The sequence below is a fragment of the Alteromonas confluentis genome (assembly GCF_001757105.1).
In the GTDB taxonomy this organism is placed as follows: domain Bacteria; phylum Pseudomonadota; class Gammaproteobacteria; order Enterobacterales; family Alteromonadaceae; genus Alteromonas; species Alteromonas confluentis.
Genome location: NZ_MDHN01000013.1, coordinates 183,950 through 207,117, shown reverse-complemented (window position 1 = coordinate 207,117; position 23,168 = coordinate 183,950). Strand labels below are relative to the sequence as shown.

The 23,168-nt window shown below is 49.1% G+C and carries 21 protein-coding genes; 15 read left to right on the top strand and 6 right to left on the bottom strand.

The genetic code is table 11. The annotated features are described in order from the left end of the window. Positions 1-16 precede the first annotated feature (16 nt). The 12 genes from gspD (at position 17) to BFC18_RS06590 (ending at position 13,515) form a co-directional block, all read left to right on the top strand. Positions 17-2,050, top strand: coding sequence for a type II secretion system secretin GspD (gene gspD, locus BFC18_RS06645; protein WP_070124570.1), 2,034 nt, complete (start codon positions 17-19; stop codon positions 2,048-2,050). Positions 2,051-2,052: 2 nt separating this feature from the next. Further along, positions 2,053-3,615, top strand: coding sequence for a type II secretion system ATPase GspE (gene gspE / locus BFC18_RS06640; RefSeq protein WP_070124568.1), 1,563 nt, complete (start codon positions 2,053-2,055; stop codon positions 3,613-3,615). Between the two features lie 3 nt (positions 3,616-3,618). Next, positions 3,619-4,842: a type II secretion system inner membrane protein GspF gene (gene gspF / locus BFC18_RS06635; RefSeq protein WP_070124566.1), complete on the top strand. Its 1,224-nt coding sequence runs from the start codon at positions 3,619-3,621 to the stop codon at positions 4,840-4,842. Between the two features lie 8 nt (positions 4,843-4,850). Next, on the top strand, positions 4,851-5,276 hold the full coding sequence (gspG, locus tag BFC18_RS06630; RefSeq protein ID WP_425388356.1) for a type II secretion system major pseudopilin GspG: 426 nt from the start codon (positions 4,851-4,853) through the stop codon (positions 5,274-5,276). A gap of 11 nt (positions 5,277-5,287) precedes the next feature. Next, entirely contained in the window at positions 5,288-5,926 is a 639-nt protein-coding gene (gspH, locus tag BFC18_RS06625) for a type II secretion system minor pseudopilin GspH (protein WP_070124563.1), read from the top strand. Beyond that, positions 5,923-6,378, top strand: coding sequence for a type II secretion system minor pseudopilin GspI (gene gspI / locus BFC18_RS06620; protein ID WP_070124561.1), 456 nt, complete (start codon positions 5,923-5,925; stop codon positions 6,376-6,378). Before gspH ends, gspI begins: the two co-directional genes overlap by 4 nt. Beyond that, the gene (gene gspJ, locus BFC18_RS06615; RefSeq protein WP_070124559.1) at positions 6,375-7,013 is read left to right on the top strand and encodes a type II secretion system minor pseudopilin GspJ; all 639 of its coding nucleotides are present in this window, start codon (positions 6,375-6,377) and stop codon (positions 7,011-7,013) included. The genes gspI and gspJ overlap by 4 nt, the downstream gene beginning before the upstream one ends. Next, on the top strand, positions 7,010-8,005 hold the full coding sequence (gene gspK, locus BFC18_RS06610; RefSeq protein WP_070124557.1) for a type II secretion system minor pseudopilin GspK: 996 nt from the start codon (positions 7,010-7,012) through the stop codon (positions 8,003-8,005). The genes gspJ and gspK overlap by 4 nt, the downstream gene beginning before the upstream one ends. Further along, on the top strand, positions 8,005-9,198 hold the full coding sequence (gspL, locus tag BFC18_RS06605; protein ID WP_070124555.1) for a type II secretion system protein GspL: 1,194 nt from the start codon (positions 8,005-8,007) through the stop codon (positions 9,196-9,198). Before gspK ends, gspL begins: the two co-directional genes overlap by 1 nt. A 3-nt stretch (positions 9,199-9,201) precedes the next feature. Next, entirely contained in the window at positions 9,202-9,672 is a 471-nt protein-coding gene (gspM, locus tag BFC18_RS06600) for a type II secretion system protein GspM (protein WP_070124554.1), read from the top strand. Beyond that, entirely contained in the window at positions 9,672-10,427 is a 756-nt protein-coding gene (locus BFC18_RS06595; protein WP_070124553.1) for a type II secretion system protein N, read from the top strand. The genes gspM and BFC18_RS06595 overlap by 1 nt, the downstream gene beginning before the upstream one ends. A 334-nt stretch (positions 10,428-10,761) precedes the next feature. Next, positions 10,762-13,515, top strand: coding sequence for a TonB-dependent receptor (locus BFC18_RS06590; RefSeq protein ID WP_070124551.1), 2,754 nt, complete (start codon positions 10,762-10,764; stop codon positions 13,513-13,515). Positions 13,516-13,622: 107 nt separating this feature from the next. Here the strand turns inward: BFC18_RS06590 and BFC18_RS06585 are convergent, their stop codons facing one another. The 4 genes from BFC18_RS06585 to yrfG all read right to left on the bottom strand — a co-directional run bounded on the left by BFC18_RS06585 (position 13,623) and on the right by yrfG (position 17,122). Then, the gene (locus BFC18_RS06585; RefSeq protein ID WP_070124550.1) at positions 13,623-14,999 is read right to left on the bottom strand and encodes an NAD-dependent succinate-semialdehyde dehydrogenase; all 1,377 of its coding nucleotides are present in this window, start codon (positions 14,997-14,999) and stop codon (positions 13,623-13,625) included. Positions 15,000-15,259: 260 nt separating this feature from the next. Then, positions 15,260-15,658, bottom strand: a complete 399-nt coding sequence (locus BFC18_RS06580) for an HVO_A0114 family putative DNA-binding protein (protein WP_083272944.1) — start codon at positions 15,656-15,658, stop codon at positions 15,260-15,262. A 232-nt stretch (positions 15,659-15,890) separates the two neighbouring features. Beyond that, positions 15,891-16,436 (bottom strand): inosine/xanthosine triphosphatase, encoded by a 546-nt coding sequence (yjjX, locus tag BFC18_RS06575; RefSeq protein ID WP_070124548.1) that lies wholly within the window; start codon positions 16,434-16,436, stop codon positions 15,891-15,893. Continuing rightward, positions 16,436-17,122 (bottom strand): GMP/IMP nucleotidase, encoded by a 687-nt coding sequence (gene yrfG / locus BFC18_RS06570; protein WP_070124614.1) that lies wholly within the window; start codon positions 17,120-17,122, stop codon positions 16,436-16,438. The genes yjjX and yrfG overlap by 1 nt, the downstream gene beginning before the upstream one ends. Positions 17,123-17,192: 70 nt before the next feature. Here yrfG and nudE point away from each other — a divergent pair, with 70 nt between their 5' ends. The 3 genes from nudE to BFC18_RS06555 are packed head-to-tail and all read left to right on the top strand — an operon-like array spanning position 17,193 to position 19,162. Continuing rightward, positions 17,193-17,756: an ADP compounds hydrolase NudE gene (gene nudE / locus BFC18_RS06565; RefSeq protein WP_070124546.1), complete on the top strand. Its 564-nt coding sequence runs from the start codon at positions 17,193-17,195 to the stop codon at positions 17,754-17,756. Between the two features lie 3 nt (positions 17,757-17,759). Beyond that, positions 17,760-18,596: a 3'(2'),5'-bisphosphate nucleotidase CysQ gene (gene cysQ / locus BFC18_RS06560; RefSeq protein ID WP_070124545.1), complete on the top strand. Its 837-nt coding sequence runs from the start codon at positions 17,760-17,762 to the stop codon at positions 18,594-18,596. After that, on the top strand, positions 18,593-19,162 hold the full coding sequence (locus BFC18_RS06555) for a YceI family protein (RefSeq protein ID WP_070124543.1): 570 nt from the start codon (positions 18,593-18,595) through the stop codon (positions 19,160-19,162). Before cysQ ends, BFC18_RS06555 begins: the two co-directional genes overlap by 4 nt. Positions 19,163-19,246: 84 nt before the next feature. Here BFC18_RS06555 and mdoH read toward each other — a convergent pair whose 3' ends face one another. Next, the gene (mdoH, locus tag BFC18_RS06550; protein WP_070124541.1) at positions 19,247-21,253 is read right to left on the bottom strand and encodes a glucans biosynthesis glucosyltransferase MdoH; all 2,007 of its coding nucleotides are present in this window, start codon (positions 21,251-21,253) and stop codon (positions 19,247-19,249) included. After that, positions 21,234-22,874, bottom strand: coding sequence for an OpgD/OpgG family glucan biosynthesis protein (locus BFC18_RS06545; protein WP_245680352.1), 1,641 nt, complete (start codon positions 22,872-22,874; stop codon positions 21,234-21,236). Before BFC18_RS06545 ends, mdoH begins: the two co-directional genes overlap by 20 nt. Positions 22,875-23,168 lie beyond the last annotated feature (294 nt).

Sequence of the window (23,168 nt, the reverse complement as noted above, 5' to 3'; positions counted from 1 at the left end):
GTAGGAAGACAGAGTCATGAGGCAATCGAGCCGGAAGATATTCTCGCGGATCACAGCAGCAATCTGCGCCGCTGCACTTTGCGTGTCTGCGACAGCTGCAGAGTACATGCCTAACTTCAAAGATACCGACATTAACGAGTTCATCTCGATTGTGGGTAAAAATCTGAAAAAAACCATTATTGTGGGCGATGGTATACGCGGAAAAATCAGCGTACGCTCCTACGATATGCTTAATGAAGAGCAGTACTATCAGTTCTTCCTCAACGTCTTACAGGTTTACGATTTTGCTGTGGTAGAAATGCCCAGTGGAGTGCTGAAAGTCGTGCGCGCAAAGGAGGCAAAGACCTCCAATATTCCGGTTGTTGAAGGCACTTCCATGGACGGTGATGAAATGATCACCCGCGTGGTTCCCGTTTATAATGTGCCGGTTCGGGAACTGGCTCCAATCCTTCGCCAACTTAATGATCAGGCCGGTGGTGGTAACGTTGTTGCTCACGACCCATCAAATGTGATGATGCTAACCGGCCGAGCTGCGGTGGTAAACCGCCTGGTTGAAATTATCGAGCGGGTTGACCGCGCTGGTGACGAAGAAGTTGAAATCGTTAAACTGCGTTTTGCTTCGGCATCTGAAATGGTGCGCATTATCGACAGCATCAATAAATCTCAGGGTAAGGCTGCCAACACTGGTAAGTCTGAACCCCGCGCCGTTGCCGACGATCGTACGAACTCCGTTATCGTTTCAGGCGACGCCAAAGCTCGCAGCCGCATTGTAAACCTGATTCAGCGTATGGATCAGGAACTGGAAACCAGCGGTAATACCCGCGTTCTATTCTTAAACTACGCCAAAGCAGAAGATCTTGTTAAAGTGCTGCAAGGTGTATCGGCCAGCATTCAAGCCGAAGAACAAGGTAATGGTCAAACCCGTCGCAGTGGCTCTAACCGCGAAATCAGTATCGACGCCCATGAAGATTCAAACGCTGTGGTTATTACCGCCGAACCTGACATGATGCGCTCTCTCGAAGAAGTGGTTCGTCAGCTCGACGTACGTCGTGCGCAGGTACAGGTAGAAGCCATCATCGTTGAAGTCTTTGAAGGTGACGGTGCTCAACTTGGCGTGCAGTGGGTGTCTGAAGAAGGCGGCGGTACACAGTTCACCAATGGTGTTGTGCCAGTAGGCTCGCTTGCGGTTGCGCTCAAACAAGCTGAAGATGAGACCACCACCGAAGCGTATATCACCGACGAAGGTAACGTGGTTCAGATCGATTCCACCGAGGAAGGCGATTATACCGCACTGGCTAGCTTGCTAAGTGGCGCTAATGGTCTTCTTGCCGGGGTGATTAAAAACGGCTGGGGTGCAGTGGTTCAAGCCGTTAGCAGCGATACCAATTCAAACGTTCTGGCAACACCGCACCTAACCACCATGGATAACGAAGAAGCCTTCTTTATAGTGGGTCAGGAAGTGCCTATCATCACCGGCACCACCACGGGTTCAAACAACTCCAATCCATTTACCACAGTTGATCGTCAGGAAGTGGGTATCAAGCTGAAAGTAACACCGCAAATCAACGAAGGCGATGCGGTTCAGATGACTATCGAACAGGAAGTATCCAGCGTAAGCGGTGCCACCAGCGTGGATATCTCAATCAACAAACGTCAAATCAAGACCACGGTAATTGTGGATGATGGCGGCACGATTGTGCTTGGCGGCCTGATTGATGAAGATGTTCAGGAAAGTGAACAGAAAGTGCCTATCTTAGGTGATATCCCTATTCTTGGTCACCTGTTTAAATCGACCTCCACCAGCAAGCGTAAACGTAACCTGATGGTATTCTTAAAGCCAACGATTGTGCGTGATGGCGTGCGCATGAACGACATCAGCCGTCGCAAGTACAACTATATTCGCGCGCAACAGCTTAAACGTCATGATGAAGGCGTATCGCTGATGCCATATCAAGAGCAGCCTTCTATGCCCAAGTGGGATGATGACATGGCGCTGCCGCCGTCTTTTGAAGAGTACATTCTGGAAAAAGAGAAAAAGGATAACGACTAATTATGGCTGCGACTGAAGACCCGCTCGAGCAGGCTATCGCAGCGCAGGAAGAGGCTATGGATAGCCTGTCAGATGAAGAACTGGCAGAAGAGGCCGGACCGCGTCAGCTTAGCTTTAGCTTTGCCAAGCGCCACCATGTGTTACTTGAAACCAATACCGATCCGGCCACCCTATACTTCACCGAAGCAACGCCGTTTACCGTGTTTGCTGAAGTACGCCGCTTCTATGGCGAGCCTTTTACTATTGCTGAGATCCCACAGGATAAATTTGAAGGTCTGCTTACCCAGGCGTTCCAGCGTGACTCGTCTGCAGCTAAGCAGCTCATGGAAGACTTGGGCAACGAAAGCGATTTGTTCTCGTTAGCCGAAGAACTCCCTGACACCGAAGACCTTCTCGATAGCGAAGACGATGCCCCGATCATCAAATTGATCAACGCCATGCTCGGCGAAGCTATCAAAGAAGGTGCATCCGATATTCATATCGAAACCTTCGAGAACCAGCTTATTGTGCGCTTCCGGGTTGACGGTGTACTGCGCGAAATCCTTCGCCCGAATCGTAAGCTGTCTTCCATGCTGGTATCTCGTATTAAGGTTATGGCGAAACTCGATATCGCCGAGAAGCGGGTACCGCAGGATGGCCGTATTACGCTGCGCATTGCGGGTCGCGCGGTAGACGTGCGGGTTTCCACCATGCCATCTAACCACGGCGAGCGCGTGGTACTACGTTTGTTAGATAAAAACAACGCGCGACTAAATTTAGAAGATCTGGGGATGACCAAGCGCATCCGCGATGTATTCTCAGAGCTTATCCGCAAACCACACGGTATTATTCTGGTAACCGGCCCCACAGGTTCGGGTAAAAGTACCACCTTGTATGCAGGTCTAAGCGAGATCAACTCGAAAGACCGCAACATTCTAACGGTGGAAGACCCTATCGAATTCGATCTTCCCGGCATTGGTCAAACCCAGGTTAATCCGCGGGTAGACATGACTTTCGCCCGTGGCTTACGGGCCATTCTCCGCCAGGATCCTGACGTGGTGATGGTGGGTGAGATTCGCGATATCGAAACGGCCCAAATTGCAGTTCAAGCCAGTTTGACCGGTCACTTAGTATTATCCACACTGCACACCAACACAGCATCGGGTGCAATTACCCGATTAGAAGATATGGGTATCGAGCCATTCTTAATGTCGTCGAGCTTGTTAGCGGTGCTGTCGCAACGTCTGGTGCGTACACTCTGCTCCGAGTGTCGGGTGCCAACGCAGCCTACCGAACAGCAAGCTGAGCTACTGGGTGTGAAGACTGGTGAACCTCTGCCAACAATTTACCAGCCCAAGGGCTGTGCTGCCTGTAATCAAACCGGTTATCGAGGCCGAACCGGCATCCACGAGTTGCTGCTGGTTGATGAATCCATTCGTGGCATGATGCACGACGGTAAAGGCGAGCAGGCGATAGAGAAATATATCCGACAACATACCCCGAGTATTCGTGAAGACGGTTGCAGCAAGGTACTGGCCGGCATGACTTCGTTAGAAGAAGTGCTGCGTGTTACCCGCGAGGATTAATCCATGGCAGCGTTTTCTTACAAAGCGGTAAACGCAAGCGGACGTAATAAGCAAGGTGTACTTGAAGGTGATAACGCCCGTCAGGTACGCCAACAGCTGCGAGAAAAGGGCCTTATTCCCCTTGAAGTGGAAATGGTAGCGGAGAAGTCCAGCAGCCAGTCTAAAGGCATGTCGTCGTTATTCCGTCCGCGAATTTCAGCCGCCGATTTATCGCTTATCACCCGCCAGCTCTCTACCCTTATTGAATCGGCACTTCCTATTGAAGAAGCTTTATTGGCCGTGGCCGAACAAAGCGAAAAACCCCGTCACAAAAATATGATGATGGCAGTGCGCAGTAAAGTTGTAGAAGGTCATGGTTTAGCGGATGCCATGGGCCAGTTCCCTAGCGTATTTGACGAGTTATACCGCGCCATGGTGGCTGCCGGTGAAAAATCCGGACACCTTGATGTGGTACTAAACCGACTGGCTGATTACACCGAACGCCGTCAGCAAACACGTAGCCAAATTACCCAGGCGTTAGTGTATCCCTGCATTATGCTTACCTTCGCCATAGGGGTTATCTCATTGCTCCTTACTCTGGTGGTGCCCAAGATCGTCGGCAACTTTACCAATATGGGCCAGGAACTTCCGGCTATTACTCAGTTCTTAATTGACCTGAGTGACTGGATGCGTAGTTACGGTCTGTTCTTGCTACTGTTTATCATGTTGTTGATTTTCGTGGCCAACCGGTTGGTACAGCAGCCCGCCATGCGGCTTAAGTATCACCAGTTCATATTACGGTTGCCGGTTATCGGCAAAGTGAGCAAAAGCCTGAATACTGCGCGATTCGCCCGAACTTTAAGCATTCTTTCATCCAGCGCTGTGCCATTGCTGGAAGCCATGCGCATATCCGCCGATGTACTGCAAAATCAGCACATCAAGAATCTTATTATGGAAGCGGCGGTCAATGTTAAGGAAGGTAGCAGCTTGCGGGCTGCGCTGGACAACTCAAAAATGTTTCCGCCGATGATGATGCACATGATTGCCTCTGGCGAAAAGTCAGGAGAATTACAAGGCATGTTAGGGCGTGCTGCAGACAACCAGGAGCGCCAATTCGAAGCCCAGGTCAGCATAACCCTTAAAATTTTTGAACCCATGTTGATTGTAGTGATGGCCCTGGTGGTACTGTTTATCGTAATGGCCATACTGCAACCTATATTAGCTATGAATAAGATGGTGAATATCTAATGAGAAAGATGAGAAGACACGCAGGTTTTACCCTGATTGAAGTGATGATTGTACTGGTTATCATCGGCATTATCGCTTCTATGGTTCTGCCAAACGTAATTGGTAACCAGGAAATTGCGCAGAAGAAAAAAGCGGCGGTAGATATCCAGCAACTTGAAGGCGCAATTGCCATGTACAAGATGCAGGCAAACCGTTATCCCTCTACCGAGCAAGGTTTGGAAGCCTTGGTTGAAGCGCCGACTATCGAGCCTATTCCAAAGAACTACCCTAAGGGTGGCATTATCCAGCGCCTGCCAGAAGATCCGTGGGGCAATCCTTATCAGTTCATGAGTCCGGGTGAAATGGGTGAATACGACATCTATTCAAATGGCCCCGACGGCGAACCAGGCACTGATGACGACATCGGTACCTGGAACGTGAACGAGTACCTGTAATCGTATTGTGTATGAAACAGCCCCGTCTTCCCAACCTGCACACACCGCAGCGCGGCTTCACCTTATTGGAGCTGATGTTGGTGATGGCCTTGATGGGGCTGGCTGCCACCTATGTGGTATTCAATGTTTTTGGTGTTAACCAGTCAGATCAACTGAAAAAAGAAGCCCAGCGCCTGCAAGTATTGGTAGATATGGCCAGTGACTACGCGGTACTGAATCAGCAGCAGTTGGGCATTCGTTTTGAACAGGATGATCACGAATATTACTTTGTGTTTCTGAATGACGACGACGAGTGGGAAAAAATTACTGACGAAACACTTTATGAAGCCCACGTGCTCGCCGACCCGTTTACTTACGATTTAAACCTAGATGACCTGCCCTGGGATACCGAGGAGCAGCTGTTCGACCGCGAAATGTTTAATGAAAATTTCTCGCTAGACGAAGAAGGCGTAGAAATCGGTAACGAAGAAGATCGCAAGCTGCCCCCGCCTCAGGTACTCATTATGTCCAGCGGCGAAATCACCCCATTTACGCTAACAATGAATTACGAGCCAGACTTTGGTACCGATTCTCCGGTTTACTATCAAATTCTTAATGAAGACGTGCCTCCTTTGAAACTGGAAGGGCCGCTGGAGCTGCCCCCACAATGAAAGCGCAACTTGGCCGTCAGTCTGGCATGACCCTCATTGAAGTAATGGCCGCATTGGTCATTTTTGCGCTGGCCGGTACTGCGGTAATGAAGTCTGCCGCCGAACATTTATCCAGCGTCAGCCAGGTTGAAGAAGTCACCTTTGCCACCTGGGTAGCCAATAATCGTCTGAACGAAATGAAGCTCACTGGCACCTGGCCACCGAAAAACAACCAGCGCGGTACCATGGAAATGGCAGATCGCACCTGGTACTGGCAACAGGTTGTGACCAAAACCACCGATGACGACTTACGTGCAGTAGAAGTGAACGTAGGTCAAGATCCACAGTACGAGTACTTCCAGGCGAACGTGATTACCTACGTGAGCAAGCCGGCTAGTATTGCGCAGGACGCTACCATCAATATTAATGGATCAGGCGGCAGCAATAACAATCAGAACGGGACAGATCCATGAAACAACGTGGATTTACTCTCATTGAAATTCTTATCGCAATTGCGATTTTTGCTTTCATTGGCGTGGCCTCCACGGCAGTGCTTACCACCGTACTCGACAGCGACGAGCTGTCATCTGCCCGCTTTGATAAATTTCAAAAGCTTCAGCGCGCCGTCACCACCATAGAGCGGGACATGCAGCAGGCCGTTCCCCGTGCGGTACGCTCGGGATCAGGTGAGAGCAATACGGTAGTCATGCGTGGTGGCGAAACCGATGAAAGCGATGGTGAGGGCATTCAGTTTGTGCGCAGTGGTTGGCAGAACCCGCAAATGATGTTGCCCCGTAGCACCTTGCAAGCCGTTGCCTACCGGGTTCGCGATGGCAACCTTGAACGACTGTACACCAACTATGTGGACAACGTGGTTGGCACCGAGCCTAAAGTCAGAGTACTGCTGGAAGACATTTCCGATTTTAAAGTTGAATTTATTGCCGATGTTGAAGAAGACGAAAACGGCAACTTTGATGAATCTGAAGGCCTGAACTGGAGTGAATCCTTCGTCGGCGCGGCACTCCCCAAAGCCGTTGCATTCGAGTTTGTGAGCAAAGATTTTGGCCTTATACGCCGCGAATTTACGGTTAGCGGGGCCAGTTTATGAGAAGCATGCATAAACAACGTGGCGTCGCGCTGATTATAGTTTTCATGATCGTAGCGTTAGTCGTGATTATTGCTACCGACATGGGTTCAAGACTACAAATTCAGGTGAAGCGGGCGTCTAATATCAAAGACAATAATCAAGCCTACTGGTATGCCATGAGCGCGGAAGCCTTCGCCCGCAAATCGATAAAAAGCATTTTCGATGAAACGGCCGATAAAATTGTGATTACCCAGCCCTGGGCGCAGGAATTTACATTCCCTCTGGAGAACGGCGGTATTCAAGCGCAACTCGAGGATGCTCAGAGCTGTTTTAATCTGAATGCGCTAGGCGAAGCAGCACAGAGTAGTCAAAGCAGTAGCAACTCAACCCAGGCAACAGAAACCATGCTGGCGTTCGGTCGCATGCTGGAAGCAACCGGCGATAATATCGATAACTACACCGCAGAAACGGTACGAGACAGCTTAGCTGACTGGCTGGATGGGGACGATCGCATGCGCACTTATGGCGCTGAAGATGCCGAATACGAAAGTCGTGAACACCCTTATCTGGCAGCGAATAACCTCATGACCAATCAGTCAGAGCTGCGTCTGGTGAATGGCGTCAGCCCACTTTGGCTTAAAGATATTCAGGAATTGATTTGCGTTATTCCCAACGAGACTGCCATGGAAATTAACGTTAACACGCTCACTGAAGAGCGTGCGGCATTACTCGCAGGACTAACAGGCATGACGTTAACCGACGCCACCAGCCTGATATCGAGTCGCCCTCAAGATGGCTGGGACGACGTAAACGACTTTTTGAGTGAACCGTCTGTTGCGGCAATGAATCTTACCGCTGAACAACTTGATTGGTTTACCATCACTACCAGATATTTTATCTTGCATACAAAGACCAAGTACAATAAAGCCACTTTTTCGCTCAGCACGCTGTTTAAAGCTCAGGGTGGAGAGAACGTACAAGTTGTGCGACGCGAATTCGGAGGAGTAAAGTAATGGAACAATTACTGGTCAGGCTAGGCTCACGGCAGGAAGACCGTGTGCAGTGGTTGGTTTGGTCGGCCGATGAACAGGAAATCATCGCGTCCGGTGAACTGCCCGAAGCCTCACAGCTGGCAACATTAAAAGAGCGGGCGGGCCAACGGCCAGCTATCGCGCTGGTACCCACCTGCGATATCGCAATGCGCTGGGTAGCCTTGCCGCCACGGGCAAGTCGCAAAGTGCTGAGTGCCATACCGTTCATGCTAGAAGATGAACTGGCACAGGATGTAAGCAAACAATTTTTTGCCATGGGGCCTCGACGGGGCGACCAACAGGCGGTAGCGATTGTCAGCCGCGAAAAAATGGAAGATTGGCAGGACTGGCTGAGCGAAGCTGGCCTGTACTGCGACAAATTGTTACCTGATGTACTCGCCGTCCCTCATCATGAGGGCGCGTGGAGCGTGCTTGCCGTCGGTGAGGACCTGCTTATTCGTGAGGATGAATGGCAAGGCATGGAAGGTGAGCTCAGCTGGCTGTTACCCGCATTCAGCCATCGATTGCGCCGGGCTGAATCGTTAACCACCGTGCACAATTACGCCGATATGGAGTTGTCCGCCATCCCCAATCTGGATGTACACACCGCCGACCTCGAGCTGCCCATGCACGTGATGGCGAAAGAAGCGATTGGCTCTTCGTTCAACTTACTGCAAAACGAATACCGTATTAAACGCAAGCGCACCGGCCATCTCCATCAATGGCGGGTAGCCGCTGTCCTGGCCGTTGTTGCACTTACCACCAGCCTGGTTGATAAGGGCGTGAGCATTTATCAGTTAAGCCAGCAAAATGACCAGCTTAGTGCACAGATTGATCAGGCCGTGAAAGCCGGATTTCCAAACCTTGGTACTTACCGGGATTTACGCTTGAAGATCCGCAGTGAAATGGCGCAGATGCAGCAGGGCGGCGGTAGTGCGTCTATGCTGGCAATGATGGGCGAACTAACGAATGCGTTTGCTACCTCTGAAGTAAAACCACAAACCTTGCGTTTCGATGCTTCGCGAACAGAAATACGCATGCAGGCTATAGGTAAAAACTTTGAGTCGTTAGAGCAGTTCAAACGCCAGGCAGAAAGTGCCGGGTTTGAAATTGAACAGGGCGCAATTAATAATCGTGATGATGCGGTTATCGGCACAGTAGCGATACGGGGCTAAGCGATGAAATTAATGGAAAAATACCGCCAACTTAGCGAGCGTGAGCAACGTCTGGTACTGATCTCCGGTGTTGTGCTCATTATCGCGCTGTTTTACTGGGTGATCTGGCAACCGCTTTCAAATAGCCTTGAACAGCAACAAGCCCGACTAGAGAGCCAAAGCGAGTTACTTTTGTGGGTGCAGGAAAATGCCGTTCGCGCGCAGCAGCTGCGCCGCACCTCAGGCAATAAGGTTTTCAGTGGTTCACTACCCCAGGCCGTAAACACCTCGTCAGCGCGATTCAATATCGCCATCGCCCGCATGCAGCCTCAAGATGATGAAATTCAGGTAACGGTGGATGAAGCCCCGTTTAATGATGTTCTGGGCTGGCTGCAGAATATGGAAGAAATGGGGATCCTTATCCTTCAGGCCGACCTCGCAGAAGGCAACGCGCCGGGCATGGTTCGTATTCGTCGACTTCAACTGGGTAAATAATGAAAGCAAAAATTCTGTGGACACTGGCGGCAATCCTGACGTTTCTGTTCTTTCTGGTGATCTACATGCCAGCCACCTTTCTGCTGCAAGGGCAAGCATTGCCGAAAGGGCTGAATATTTACGGTGTAACCGGCACGGTGTGGAACGGTAAAGCGCAGGCCGTGGTATTTGAAGGTACGCCAGTGACCAATGTGGAATGGGAGCTGTCTGGCCTGGCATTACTCACTGGCGGCATTCACGCTGACGTGAAAGGCGGTAACCTTCGTGCCGCCGACGAAGTATCTTTCAAAGGAGAGATACGCACCAGCCTGTTTTCTTCAGAAACCATCGAATCCGATGACTTCCTTTTATTTATGCCTGCAGACCGGGTATTGGCGCAAGTGCCCCTACCTTTACCTGTTAATGCAGACGGACGTTTCCGTGCCCGTATCGAAACCTTATCCTTCGGTCCAGATTGTAACGAGCTGAAAGGATTTGGTGACTGGCTGAATGCAACAGTGGCGGGTACTCGCGGCCCTATCGATTTTGGTAATTATTCGGCCGAGCTACGTTGTGTAGATAAGGGACTAGGGATCAAAGTGAATGAGCCAAACATGTTAGGCTTAACCCTGGACGTGATTGTTGAACAGGGCTTTAAAAACTTCTCTATCGACGGGCGATTTAAAATTGATGAATCACTCCCCGATGAAGTTCACGATGCCGCCGCCATTTTCGGTGCTCCCGGTCCTGATGGCTATACGCCGATAAAACTCTAGTGGGTATGCTGTCGCTTCCGGCAGCACCACAACGAATAAAACAGAAAATATAAGGCTTTCCGCAATTAACTCGTGGTGAAGTGTTGCTTTTCAGGAACACTTCACACAGCGCCTTCAAACAGAACATCTCTTAACACCGTCAGTCCTAAAAGATCACCGATTGACATCGGTGTCATTCATCCCATCAATTTATCCATTCGCCCTCGAGATTACGGTTTATCGTTCAAGAAAAAAGCGGTTCTGAATATCCCCATCTAGACTGGCACAATCCCTGCCATAGTCGGTCCTGAAAACAATAACGAAGCGACACAAATAGAATTATCAAGGACCCACTATGCACACCGCTTTTAGACAAACGTCTCTCGCTCTGGCCGTATTGAGTATTTTAGGCAGTTTGCCAAAAACCGCGCAGGCGCAAGAATCCGATCCTTCTGCAGAGGCGATGGAGCAAATCGAAGTAACCGGCTACCGTCGCTCGCTTATTCAAGCCAAAGACTTAAAAAAAGATGCACTGGGTACACAAGACACGATATTGGCAGAAGACATTGCCGACTTTCCCGATCTGAATTTGGCTGAATCGCTCCAGCGGGTTCCTGGTGTCACCATTAACCGCGAAGCGGGTGAAGGTCGACAGATCTCTCTACGCGGTTTGAATGCCGATTTCACGCAGGTACAACTGAACGGTATGGAAGCACTGGGCACCTCTTCGTCATCCATGGACAGCCGGGGAAGCACCAATAACTCCCGCTCTTTTGACTTCAATATTTTTGCCTCTGAACTGTTTAACCAAATTGATGTGAAGAAATCGTATTCTGCAGACATGGACGAAGGAGGCATTGGCGGTACCGTTGGTCTGCACACGGCCAAACCATTCGACTACGACGGCTTCCGTAGCGCCATCAGCGCCCAGGCCGGCGATAACGCAAATACCAACGACACCAGCCCGCGCATTGCCGCGCTGGTCTCTAACACTTGGGACAAATTCGGTGCGTTAGTCTCTGTGGCTTACAGCAATCGCAATACCAGTGAACAAGGTTATAACACCTATCGCTGGCGCCCACTCGATGCACAAGGCTCTGATATCTCAGCCTTGTCGGAAGCCGACCAAGCGGCAGTTAACAGTGGCGATTTACGTTTTTCCCGGGGGAGTCGCTATTCACTGTTTAACAGTGACCAAACCCGCCTGGGCGCGACGCTAGCATTGCAGTATCGCCCGAATAGCGACCTGTCTATTGGCTTTGACGCTCTTTACGGCAAACTAGATATCGATCGTGATGAATATCACCTCGCCAATAATGGCTCAAACTCTACGGCGCTGGGCTGTGCCGGCCCAGACTACGACAATGGCGCAGGTTATGTCTGTTCTCAACTCAACGACATTGAATACAACGCCAATAATGAAGTGGTGTATTCCTCTTTCAGTAACACCAATATCCAGTCTGAAACCCGTAATCAAACGGCTGACAGTGAAATAACTCAATTTGTGTTGAATGCAGACTGGACGGTATCGTCTGATCTCACACTGTCCGCTCTTGCCGGCACCATGAAAAGCACTTATCAGGACAACAGTGCCAAGGTTTATCTGGAATCCTTCGGTGACGAAACCATTGATTTCACCCAGGACCGTTTCTATGGTCAGAACAGTTATATCAACGGCTATAGCCCCACCAACATCGATGAATTTCGCTATCACGATATCGACCTGCTCGCTAACGATATTGAAAACACTTTTGATGTGGCCAAAATTGATGCCGACTATGCGCTGAACAGTTATAGCGGATTGAAAGTGGGCATGTCTTACAAGAAATTTGAACATTCAGACAATTATCTGCAAACCGACAATCTGTTGCTTGATGATTGGCAGTCTGGCGCCGTATCCGACGTGGTAAATCCCGATTACGTGTTTGTAAATAACCAGCACAGTCAACAAGCCTGGCTGAGTACCGATGTGAACAGTGTACTCGCGGCTTATGGCATCGACAGAAACGGCGACATGGTGCGCACACCAAACAAAGTGGAAGAAGAAACAAAGGCGGCTTACGTGCTGTACGACCTTAGCTTGTTCCTGGGCGATACTGAATTGAGAGCGAATGCCGGTGTTCGCTATTATCAAACCGACATTACCTCTGCGGGTCTGTTCAACCAGACGGAGTACGTCACACTGGAAAGTGACTACGATGGGTATCTGCCAACCATGAATCTGGCCTGGTATGCCACTGACAATCTAGTACTGCGCGCCAGTGCGGGCAAGAACCTAACCCGTCCGACACTTAACAACCTTGCCGTTGGCGGCAGCATCAACACCGATCCTCAAGCCGGGGCCAGCGGCCTTTCTATCAGCGCGGGAAATACGGCATTGCAACCGTTTGAAACTGTAAACATGGAAGCAGGTGTAGAATATTACTTCGATGAAGTTGGCTACGTGGCTGTGTCTTATTTCCGAAAGGATATAGAAAACTTTATCAGCACTACCACCACACCAACCGCTTATGGTGAAACCGGTTATCCGCTGGAACTCATCGACGGCGCGGTGGACGCAGACGGCAACCCGCAAACCGCTGACACGCTTTACGACGTGTATCAGCCGCAAAACCTTCAGGACAGTGACTTCAGCGGCTGGGAATTCTCTTTGCAGCGTGATTTTGACTTTTTGCCTGCGCCATTCGATAAGCTGGGCGCCATTGCAAACTATACCTATGCCGATGGTGACTCGGAGCATGATGTGATTGTTGATGGTGAAACTACCCAGATTGTGCGTCCTTTCTACGGTCTGTCGAAGAATACTTATAACCTTACGGTGTATTACGAGACTGATGCATGGGGAGCGCGAGTATCGGCGGCGCACCGCGATAAATACATTACCTGGGTAGAAACCTCCAGCGTAGATGAAGATGAATCTGGCTTCCACGGTACCACTTACTGGGACTTCTCGGCGTTTTACAACGTGTCAGAAAATCTAAAACTGAGCCTGGAAGGGGTAAACCTGAGCGATGAGCGGGAAGAGCAATATTCCGACAGTAGCAATCGCTTATATAACACCTCACAAAGTGGCAGAACGTTTTACATAGGTGCGACTTATACGATTTAATCAGCACTTAACTGCCGTAAAAATCTATTCTTAATAAACTAAAAAGCCCTGATTTACTTTCGTAAGTCAGGGCGTTGCTAAATACTTTACGCATTTACATAAAACGCTTATTCAGCAATAAAAATCGTTTTCTCGTTAACGAATTCTTTCATGCCGAAACCGCCGTGCTCACGACCATAGCCGCTGTCTTTCACACCGCCAAAGGGCAGGTTAGGCTGTGCCAGTGAATAGCCGTTAATGTTAACCATTCCGGTGTCGAATTCTTCCCGGGCCAGATCAATGGCTTTCTGCTTATCGGTGGTGAAGATACCGCCGCCCAGACCATAACGGGAATCGTTGGCAATACGCATAGCATCTGCATCATTCTTCGCGCGGATAAAAGAAGCCACCGGACCAAATAGCTCATCATCATATGCAGGCATACCCGGCTTGATGTTTTCCAGAATAGTTACCGGATAGAACCAGCCTGTCTTGTCAGGCACTTCACCGCCTAGTGTCACTGTGACACCGCTTTTTACTGATTCTTCAACTTGCTCGTGTAACTTGTCCCGCAGGTCCTCGCGCGCCATAGGGCCAAGATCCGTTTCCGGATCGGTAGGGTCGCCCACCTTCAGCGCCTTGAACGCTTCAACAAACTTGTCACGGAAAGCGTCGTAAACACTGTCTACAATAATGAAGCGCTTGGCCGCCACACAGGTTTCGCCGTTATTAACAATGCGTCCCTGTACGCAGGCTTCCACCGCGGTTTCAATATCGGCATCCGACAGCACCACGAAGGCATCGTTACTGCCCAGCTCCAGTACAGTTTTCTTCGACAAGCCCGCTGCGGTTTCTGCCACAGTTTTGCCAACATTGTCACTGCCGGTAAAGGTAACGCCGCGCACTTTGTCATGCTCAATCAGCTTACTGGCAGTTTTGCCATCAATCAGCAATGACTGGTACACGTTTTTCGGGAAACCAGCATTCAAATAGAGCTTCTCGATAAATTCCGCCATACCAAACACATTGGCAGCATGCTTCATCACTGTGGTGTTACCGGCCATGACATTGGCTGCGCTGTAACGAATAACCTGATAGAGCGGGAAGTTCCACGGCTGAATGCCCAAAATCACACCAATTGGCTGGAAGGTAATAATGGCACTGCCGCCATCGTATACACGATTTTCATCTTCCAGCACCTTTTCGCCATTTTCGGCGGTGTAACGACAAATGGAAGCACACAGCGCAATTTCCTGCTTACCTTGTTCAGTTACTTTCCCCATCTCTTTGGTCATTAAATCGAGAATGGCGTCGGCATTGTTTTCAATCTGATCGGCAAGATTATTCATTAGTTTTGCCCGTTCATCGAAACTGGTTTTCTTCCAGCTCAGAAAGGCTTCATGGGCATTATCAACAGCCTGATTCGCGTCCGCTTCGGACATCAGCGTATATTCGGCAACAGTTTCTTCAGTGGCAGGATTAATCGTTTGTACTTTGTCGGTCATAGTTTGCTCCTGTTTCATCATGTTCATTAATTCAATGTTGTGAGAAACAGGTGCAAGCATGAAGCCAGACAAATATTAAATTGTAAAATTTATGTTTATTCAGGAAGTTAGCGTCAACGAACAGACCAACATTACTTCAAGTTAATGTTAACCTATTCACAGATAAGGAATTTTTTTCACACTACTGAAGTGAATAACGCAGGGAGTTTTCTAGATGATCCTTCGAACAAATTATCGGAGAAAAAGATCACAGAAGCATCCTATGCTGCTTGCTGCTGTAATTCCGCAAGCAGATTCTCGATTTCCTGCGTAATAACGATCTCAAAATCCGTAAACAATGCAACTGGCTTCAAACTCCGCCCTGGTCCTTTTTCAAGGCGAAGAAATCCTTTATCACTTAATGATTTCAATGTATTGGATAGATTCGACTTTTGGCGACCACTTAATTCGGCAAGCGCAGTAACGCTTTCTGGACGTTCACGATCAATCAGTCTCAGTAGTGCGATGTTATCAGGATTCAAAATCTGAGATATTCCATTGAGAGAGGTGTACCAGACTTTTGGTTCATCCTTGCCAGGTGTATATTTTCCCTGAGCAATGGCTATCGCCCGCACACGGATAAGTTGCTCTGACATGATGCCGATTCGAGCTTTCATCATCTTTTACTCTCTATAGTTTCAATGGTTATATCAATTCCAGTGAAAAAATCATTTAATAGCGAAGCAGCGTCTTTATAACCATCATCTCTGTGCGCTTCGGTATCATGTAAGGCAAGAAGATTAGCTAGTCCGTTATCCAATTTTTATCTCGCACACCAATGTTATGACCAGAGCATAACCAAAAGAGATATAGCCGTCCAGTTTCTGGCTAAGATAATCTTAACTAGCTACGTTAGTCAGCAAACAAATTTGGATGATTGAATTTCGCCATTGCCAGCAATATAGCGAGTTCGTACACGCTTTGGCGTGTTGCGAGATGGTTGGTGAGCAGGCCGATGGCGCCGCCTTTCTGTTTGATGTTGTCGGTGTTGAACAGTTTGTCCATCAGCGGGCCGAGTTCTTCACCGGCCTGTAATGCGCTGAACACGGAGGGTGGCAATGGCAAGTTAGCACTGCGCCCTACGGACCACTGATTTTTATGGTAAATAGCGACAAATGCAAAGGTGGCCGGGCCATCTTCAAACATGTCCACACCGCCTTCAATGGCGATAAACCAGTCTTGCTCGCGGGACGTCTCATCGGCTTGTGCGATGCAGGCTTTGACCCTGTTAATGGCGCCCTGACGCGTCTCTGCCGAATTCATCGGTTGTTCTGGAACACCGCTTGGCACATTCATGCCAATGGCCTCAAGGGCAGGCAAGTCCAGCGACAGGCTAAGTGATGATCTGGCAGCGTTTAGCTTTACCGGGTTTTTAGAGCCCACGATGCATACCGTCATTATCGTTTCCTTACTGGATGGCGACGAATCTCTTCTACCATCGTACGATAATCTTCTACCGCAGGAAATGCGTTAATTGACCGTACCGGCTGTTTACTGTCAGGATTGCTTACGGCGAGCAAATGCGCGATACCAAACTTCTGCGCAGCTTCTAAAATATTCAGGCTGTCGTCTACAAACAGTGTACGTGACGGGTCGAAACCAACACGAGCCTGCAATTGCTTCCACAGATTTTGCGATTCTTTCGTCACACCGAATTCGTGGGTGGAAATCAGCGTGTCGATGTGGCTGTCTAATCGAGTGTGCTCAACTTTCAAAGAAAGGCTATCAGGATGGGCGTTAGTCACCAAAATGACCTGTCGGCCGGTTTCATGCAGCGCATCGAGAAATGGCAAGGTATCGTCGCGCATGGAAATCAGATGCTCAACCTCGCGCTTGGCAGCCATGATGTCCATGTTTAACTGTTCAGCCCAATAGTCCAGGCAATACCACTGTATCTGCCCCATCACTCGCTGATAGTGGGCCATCATGGTCGCTTTGCATTCTTCTACCGTCTTACCACTGCGTTCAGCGATTTTTTTCGGCAGGTGCTCGATCCAGAAGTGATTATCGAAGTGCAAATCCAGTAAGGTTCCGTCCATGTCGAGCAGAACCGTGTCAATTTCACTCCAGGGTAGAAATGGCAAGCGATTTTCCTTCAAATACATTAAGCTTAATCATTGGTTGTCATCATAACGAAAGTTGTAACGGATAAACATGAGTAAAATTGATCCCGCCAAAACACTGCCAGAAATTACACACCGGGAAATTGTAGCCCGTAGCCGGTTGTTTAAAGTCGAAAGGCTGGATCTCACATTCTCTAATGGCGAAGAACGCCAGTTTGAGCGAATGGCTGGCGGAAACCGGGGCGCAGTGATGATTGTGCCCATGCTCGATGAAAACACCATGGTACTTATTCGAGAGTACGCCGCGGGTACACATACCTACGAACTGGGTTTTCCAAAAGGATTGATCGATCCGGGAGAAACCGCTCTGGAAGCGGCTAATCGCGAACTACAGGAAGAAGCCGGGTACGCTGCCCGCGACTTACACGTTATTCATACCGTGAGTATGGCACCGACATTTTTTAATGCCGAAATGACAATCGTACTTGCCCGCGACCTGTATCCGCAGTCGCTGGAAGGCGACGAACCCGAGCCCCTTGAAGTTGTGGAATGGCCTGTTAGTCAGGCTAATGCACTGCTCGCGCGAAAAGACTTCACCGAAGCCCGTTGTGTCGCCGCCCTGTTTTTAGCTCAGAAGTGGTTAGAGGAGCACTAACGCATGCCAAACGATCCCCGAGAAGCCTTAGTTGAACTGGCAAAGAAAGTCGCTGTAGAAGCCGGCGAAGCCGTGTTAAAAGTTTACGATCAGGGTGATTTCGATGAATACACCAAAGATGATGAATCGCCTGTTACCAGTGCCGATTACCTGGCTAACGACATCATTAACAAACGCCTGATTGAAGCTACACCCGATATTCCCATTCTCTCGGAAGAGAACAAACATGCCAGTTTGGAAGAGCGTAAAACCTGGGATCGTTATTGGTTAATCGACCCCATCGACGGTACTCAGGAATTTATCGCCCGTAGTGGTGATTTTGCCGTAAATATCGCGCTTATCGAGAACAATGAGCCGGTTATTGGTGTCATATTCTGGCCTCCGGGACAATCGCTGTATTACGCCTCTAAAGGCCATGGTGCTTTTAAAGAAGCGCCAGACGAGCATAAACAGATTAACGTGCGCCAGCTAGACGATCCTCACGATAGCGTAGTGATGATCGCCATTAGTCGCCGTCAGTCGAGAGAGAAAGTCTTTTCTCGCATGTCAGCAAAGCGGATTTATCAAACTCTGCCGCTGGGCAGCTGCTCACTAAAGGCCTGCTTTATTGCTGAAGGCAAAGCTGACGTATTCATGCGACTCGGCATTACCGGAGAGTGGGACACAGGCGCATCGCAATGTATCGTGTCTGAAGCTGGCGGTAGTATTCTTGCCGCAAACTTTGAACCACTCACATACAACCAGCGTAACACGCTGGAAAACCCAGATTTCGTAGTACTTGGCGACCAGCGTGTGCCTTGGAACGACATCGTACAATACGACAAAGGAGCGAAGGAATGATGAAGAGAACGTTGCTGGCGTTATCAGCGTGCATTGCACTGCCAGCATCTGCGGCATGGACTCTGGACAGCGAAGGTTCCAGCCTGAACTTTCTATCAACCAAGAATGCCCAGGTGACCGAAGTTCACAGCTTCGACAAGCTGGAGGGAAGTTTAAGCGACGCTGGAAAGTTAACGGTTGAAGTACCACTTAGCAGCGTAAACACCAATATTCCTCTGCGTAATACCCGCATGCAGGAAATGTTGTTTGAAAGTGGTAAGTACCCTTCGGCTACATTCACTGCAACGGTACCGGCTGAATTAATGAAACTCAGCGCGGGTGAAAGCACGACCGGTAAAGTGGAAGGTGAACTGAGCCTTCATGGGGTTACCGCCCCGGCGACTTTCAGCGTGCTAGTAAGCAAAGTTTCTGATGATGAAATCACCGTGGCAACCACGGCACCGACCATCGTCAGTGCAGCAGATTTCAAATTAGATGGTGGCGTTAAAGCCTTGCAGGACGTTGCTAAACTTAGCAGCATCACCGCAGCAGTACCTGTTACTTTTGCGGTAACGTTTACGGAATAGTCTGAGCCTTTGGTGATAAATAAAAATGGCTCATCAAATGATGAGCCATTTTTTTATCTGCGACTGTGGCTTTAAATTAAGCGTTTAGGCCGCGTTTCTGTCGTTGGTATTCAATTCACTGGCTGCATTAAGCGCAACCTCATCGGCGCGTTTTGGTAATGGTGGAGCCGACAAATCCTGTACTACCATGCTATGAGGCACATCTTCTGGCAACCCAGGCTGTTCTGGCGCGTAGCCTTCTAGCTCACTCAAATTAAACGTTGCCATATGTTCACGTACTTCAACCAGCACGGGGGCTTCACGTAACTCCTCCTGAATCACAAATACGCCTGCTTTGCGGCAAGCACGGCCAAACCCCGGGCTACTGGTAAGGCGAATGATTGGCGCAGCGAACACCATGCCGGTGAGCACTGGCAGTAACCAAAGGAATAGCGAAGGCGTGTAATAAAAAGTAGCACCGCCCCAAATTAATGCCAGTACCGTCATGGTTGCGGCTTTCGACATTGCCACTTTCCACGGCACCATCCGGCCTTCCCGGGTCTGCGCTTCCCACTTAACCTGATGGCCAATAAGCACACTAATCACAAAGTAGCTGTGATAGAACATCATCATAGGCGCAATAAGTACGGCCATGAACAATTCCACAAGGCCACCGAAAATCAGCTTGAAGGCACCCCCAAAATCTTTTCTGCGTTGGATAAGAGCCAGGATCAGCCCCAGGGCTTTCGGCGCGAACAGAAGTGCAATAGTGCCCCACAGGGTAGCAATCATGAGTCCTTCACGGGCAATCTGCCAATCAGGAAACAATTGGTGATCGGAAGTGAAGTACACTGGGTCCACCAGCGCTTTTACCAATGCATCTGCCGTTCCCGCCATCAGCATCATGAACAGCAACAGTGAAGACATATAGGCAAAGGCGCCAAAGCCGAAGTGGAGGCGATTGGTAGTTTTCAAGCCGTTGGTGCGCAGCAGCCCGAGATGCTGGATATTCCCCTGTACCCAGCGGCGGTCGCGAATAGCGTAGTCCACCATATTGCCTGGCACCTCTTCGTAGGAACCGTCGGTGTCTGTGATGAGATAGCACTCCCAACCCGCACGTCGTAGCAACGCAGCTTCCACAAAGTCATGGCTTAGAATATCGCCACCAAATGGCGCTCTGCCTTCCAGTGTAGGCAATCCACAATGCTGCATAAACGGCTTCACCCGGATAATGGCGTTATGGCCCCAGTAATTGGCACTGTCGGTCTGCCAGAACGAAAGACCCGTGGCCAGCATAGGGCTGTAAAGATGAGCAGCAAACTGCACGAAGCGACCAAAAAATGTATCCTGACGCACCGGCATCGGAATGGTTTGGATAAGCGCAGCTTCGGGATTCGCCTCAATGCGGCGTGTCATATCCAACACCCGGTGAGCAGACATGACGCTGTCGGCATCAAGCACCAGCATAGACTCATACTGCCCACCCCAGCGTACGCAGAAATCGTGAATATTACCGACCTTGCGACCCCAATTATCTTCACGGCGACGATAAAAAACTTTATCGCCATGTTCACCTAGACGATCCACTAAACGCTTCCAGGCTCTAAGTTCAGCTTCTGCTTTTGCCTCATCCTGCGTATCGCTAAGCATGTAGAAATCGTAGTTATCAGCGTATTCGGTGTTAAGGATCGCGTTCACGCAAGCTTCAAAACCTACGATAATGCGATCGGTATCTTCGTTGTAAACCGGCATCACAATGGCGTGACGTTGAGTAATCGGCGTGTTCACATCGGCGGTAGGAAGCTCGCGGCGCAATGATATGGGGTCGATGTGGAATAGCTTTAGTAAGAAACCAATTACTGATGTCCAGAATGACCAGGTGAGCCATAAAAACAACACCATTGCCAAGCCTAACTGCACCATTTCAAGTTCAGTGAATCGATTAGGGCGGAAAATCTCGAACATGCTATAGCCGGTGAGGGCCGTAGAAACGATAGTCAGGAATCCCATTAACAGAAGTCGCCAGCGGCGACCTCGTACGTTCAATTTACTTGCTTTGGCGACATCCTTTTCGGCTATCGCGTTATCAGCCTTACTGTTGGATTGGCTCATACACATAGCTCCATATTTCACTCATTTGTGTTTCGTTGTGATTCAGAAACATCCGCATATCCACTACGGCTTCGCCTTCAGGGATCACCAGGAACGTCACACGAAGGCTTTTACCACCATCCACTTCATAAACACGGGCCTGATCAACGCTGGCATTGGTGGCGTCGAGAATTAGATTTACGTCGTCAGGTTTGAGGTTCATGCCTTTTGGCACTTTGAAGTCCACAACAAAGCGGCGAACATTACGCTCTTCAGTGGTCTCGAATCCGGGTAAGGTACTGATCCCCTGACGGGTTCTTTCTACGGTTGCAACGCCGTAACGCATTGGCTTTTTCTCAACCGTTTTCAGTTCATATTCGAAATAACGACTTTGGCCAGCGAGGAAAGGTTCAACGGGCACCCAGTAAGCCACAATATTATCGTGCACTTCAGAATCGGTAGGAATTTCAACAATTTCCAGCTTACCCTCATTGAAGCCAGCCTTAGGTGTTACCCACAGACTCGGACGAAGGTGATAATTCGCTTCAGCATCCAGGTAGTTAGAAAAATCGGTATCTCGCTGCAGCATGCCAAAGCCTTTGGGGGAAATGTCACTCAGAGATGTAATCTGCAATTTAGTTGGGTTGGTAAGCGGACGCCAAATCAATTCTCCCTTACTATTTAGCATTTGTACGCCGTCACTGTCGTGCACTTCCGGGCGATAATCATCGCGACGGATTTGTGAGTTTTCACCGTACAAAAACATGCTGGTAAAGGGAGCGACACCGAGCTTATCAACGTCTTCACGGGCGAAGATCCAGCTTTTCACCTTCATGGTGGTGTCAGTACCTGGCATAATTTCAAAGCTATACGCCCCGGCAACAGAAGGGCTTTCCAAACGGGCATAAATCTTAATTGGCTGACCTTCTTGAGGCTCTATCAACCAAAATTTAGTGAAGTGAGGAAACTCTTCACCCTCAGGCATGGCCGTATCAATTGCCAAGCCACGTGCGGAAATACCGTAAACCTGATTTTTGCCTACCAGACGAAAATAGGAGGCCCCCAGAAACACAGCAAATTCGTCTTTGTATTTCTGATTTTTTATTGGGTAATGAAGACGAAATCCGGCATAACCGGATTTTTCATCAGTAAGGCCAGCCAGAGGTTCGGCATTTTTTTCGTAGATAAAATTATCGCTTTCGAACGGTACCAGGTTCTCACTGTTGTCCGACGCGATGGTCACCACACTGACAGGCTGCTGATACAGAAAGCCAGGGTGGAAGAACTGTACTTCGTAGTCGTTTTCACCTGCCCACAATGCCTTTTCTGGGTTAAAGCGAATTTGACGATAGGTTTCATAGTCGATGTTTTTAAGTTCATCTGCCAGACCATGGTCATTGACCACATAATCGCGACCGGCATTTTTCTGTGCAGCATCAATAACGCGATTCAGAATTGGTTTGCCTGCAGGTAGATTCTCATCAGATACCTCGTCTGCCAGACTAAGCGTGCTAAAGCCCACACAAATGCAGTAAATAAAAGCGCGCATGACGGCTGGGCTGATGGAAAAGAAAGAGCACAAAGATGCCAGTGAAGGTGTCGTAATTTCCGTGTTATTGGCTAACTGTAATTGCGGCAGCATGATTTACTGACTCCGATAAATTTTGATAACTGTGCGTTACGATTTGTTTTTTTCTTGCACAGAGTTTTGCAAGAGGTGTTCCAGCTTAAAAACTCACTTAAAATTACAATTATTCCTTTCAAATCAGAAATTTAATATTTCACACCAATTCGGTGAGTGTTTATCAAACAGCAACAATTACAAGGCAGTGAGTAAATCAGGGAGAACTGTCTGTACCCACCGACACTTTTTGTATAACAGTTGTTCAGTCATGTTTTTTTTGTATACAGGCACAACTTCTCAGTGTTTGATTGA

Excerpts from the sequence above, each read along its gene's own strand:
- gspL (WP_070124555.1), top strand. The coding sequence starts at position 8,005 with ATGGAACAATTACTGGTCAGGCTAGGCTCACGGCAGGAAGACCGTGTG.
- gspK (WP_070124557.1), top strand. The coding sequence starts at position 7,010 with ATGAGAAGCATGCATAAACAACGTGGCGTCGCGCTGATTATAGTTTTC.
- BFC18_RS06555 (WP_070124543.1), top strand. The coding sequence starts at position 18,593 with ATGATGAAGAGAACGTTGCTGGCGTTATCAGCGTGCATTGCACTGCCA.
- BFC18_RS06590 (WP_070124551.1), top strand. The coding sequence starts at position 10,762 with ATGCACACCGCTTTTAGACAAACGTCTCTCGCTCTGGCCGTATTGAGT.
- gspE (WP_070124568.1), top strand. The coding sequence starts at position 2,053 with ATGGCTGCGACTGAAGACCCGCTCGAGCAGGCTATCGCAGCGCAGGAA.
- BFC18_RS06580 (WP_083272944.1), bottom strand. The coding sequence starts at position 15,658 with ATGATGAAAGCTCGAATCGGCATCATGTCAGAGCAACTTATCCGTGTG.
- gspI (WP_070124561.1), top strand. The coding sequence starts at position 5,923 with ATGAAAGCGCAACTTGGCCGTCAGTCTGGCATGACCCTCATTGAAGTA.
- gspH (WP_070124563.1), top strand. The coding sequence starts at position 5,288 with ATGAAACAGCCCCGTCTTCCCAACCTGCACACACCGCAGCGCGGCTTC.
- nudE (WP_070124546.1), top strand. The coding sequence starts at position 17,193 with ATGAGTAAAATTGATCCCGCCAAAACACTGCCAGAAATTACACACCGG.
- BFC18_RS06545 (WP_245680352.1), bottom strand. The coding sequence starts at position 22,874 with ATGCTGCCGCAATTACAGTTAGCCAATAACACGGAAATTACGACACCT.
- BFC18_RS06585 (WP_070124550.1), bottom strand. The coding sequence starts at position 14,999 with ATGACCGACAAAGTACAAACGATTAATCCTGCCACTGAAGAAACTGTT.
- cysQ (WP_070124545.1), top strand. The coding sequence starts at position 17,760 with ATGCCAAACGATCCCCGAGAAGCCTTAGTTGAACTGGCAAAGAAAGTC.
- gspD (WP_070124570.1), top strand. The coding sequence starts at position 17 with ATGAGGCAATCGAGCCGGAAGATATTCTCGCGGATCACAGCAGCAATC.
- gspG (WP_425388356.1), top strand. The coding sequence starts at position 4,851 with ATGAGAAGACACGCAGGTTTTACCCTGATTGAAGTGATGATTGTACTG.
- BFC18_RS06595 (WP_070124553.1), top strand. The coding sequence starts at position 9,672 with ATGAAAGCAAAAATTCTGTGGACACTGGCGGCAATCCTGACGTTTCTG.
- gspF (WP_070124566.1), top strand. The coding sequence starts at position 3,619 with ATGGCAGCGTTTTCTTACAAAGCGGTAAACGCAAGCGGACGTAATAAG.
- gspJ (WP_070124559.1), top strand. The coding sequence starts at position 6,375 with ATGAAACAACGTGGATTTACTCTCATTGAAATTCTTATCGCAATTGCG.
- mdoH (WP_070124541.1), bottom strand. The coding sequence starts at position 21,253 with ATGAGCCAATCCAACAGTAAGGCTGATAACGCGATAGCCGAAAAGGAT.
- yjjX (WP_070124548.1), bottom strand. The coding sequence starts at position 16,436 with ATGACGGTATGCATCGTGGGCTCTAAAAACCCGGTAAAGCTAAACGCT.
- gspM (WP_070124554.1), top strand. The coding sequence starts at position 9,202 with ATGAAATTAATGGAAAAATACCGCCAACTTAGCGAGCGTGAGCAACGT.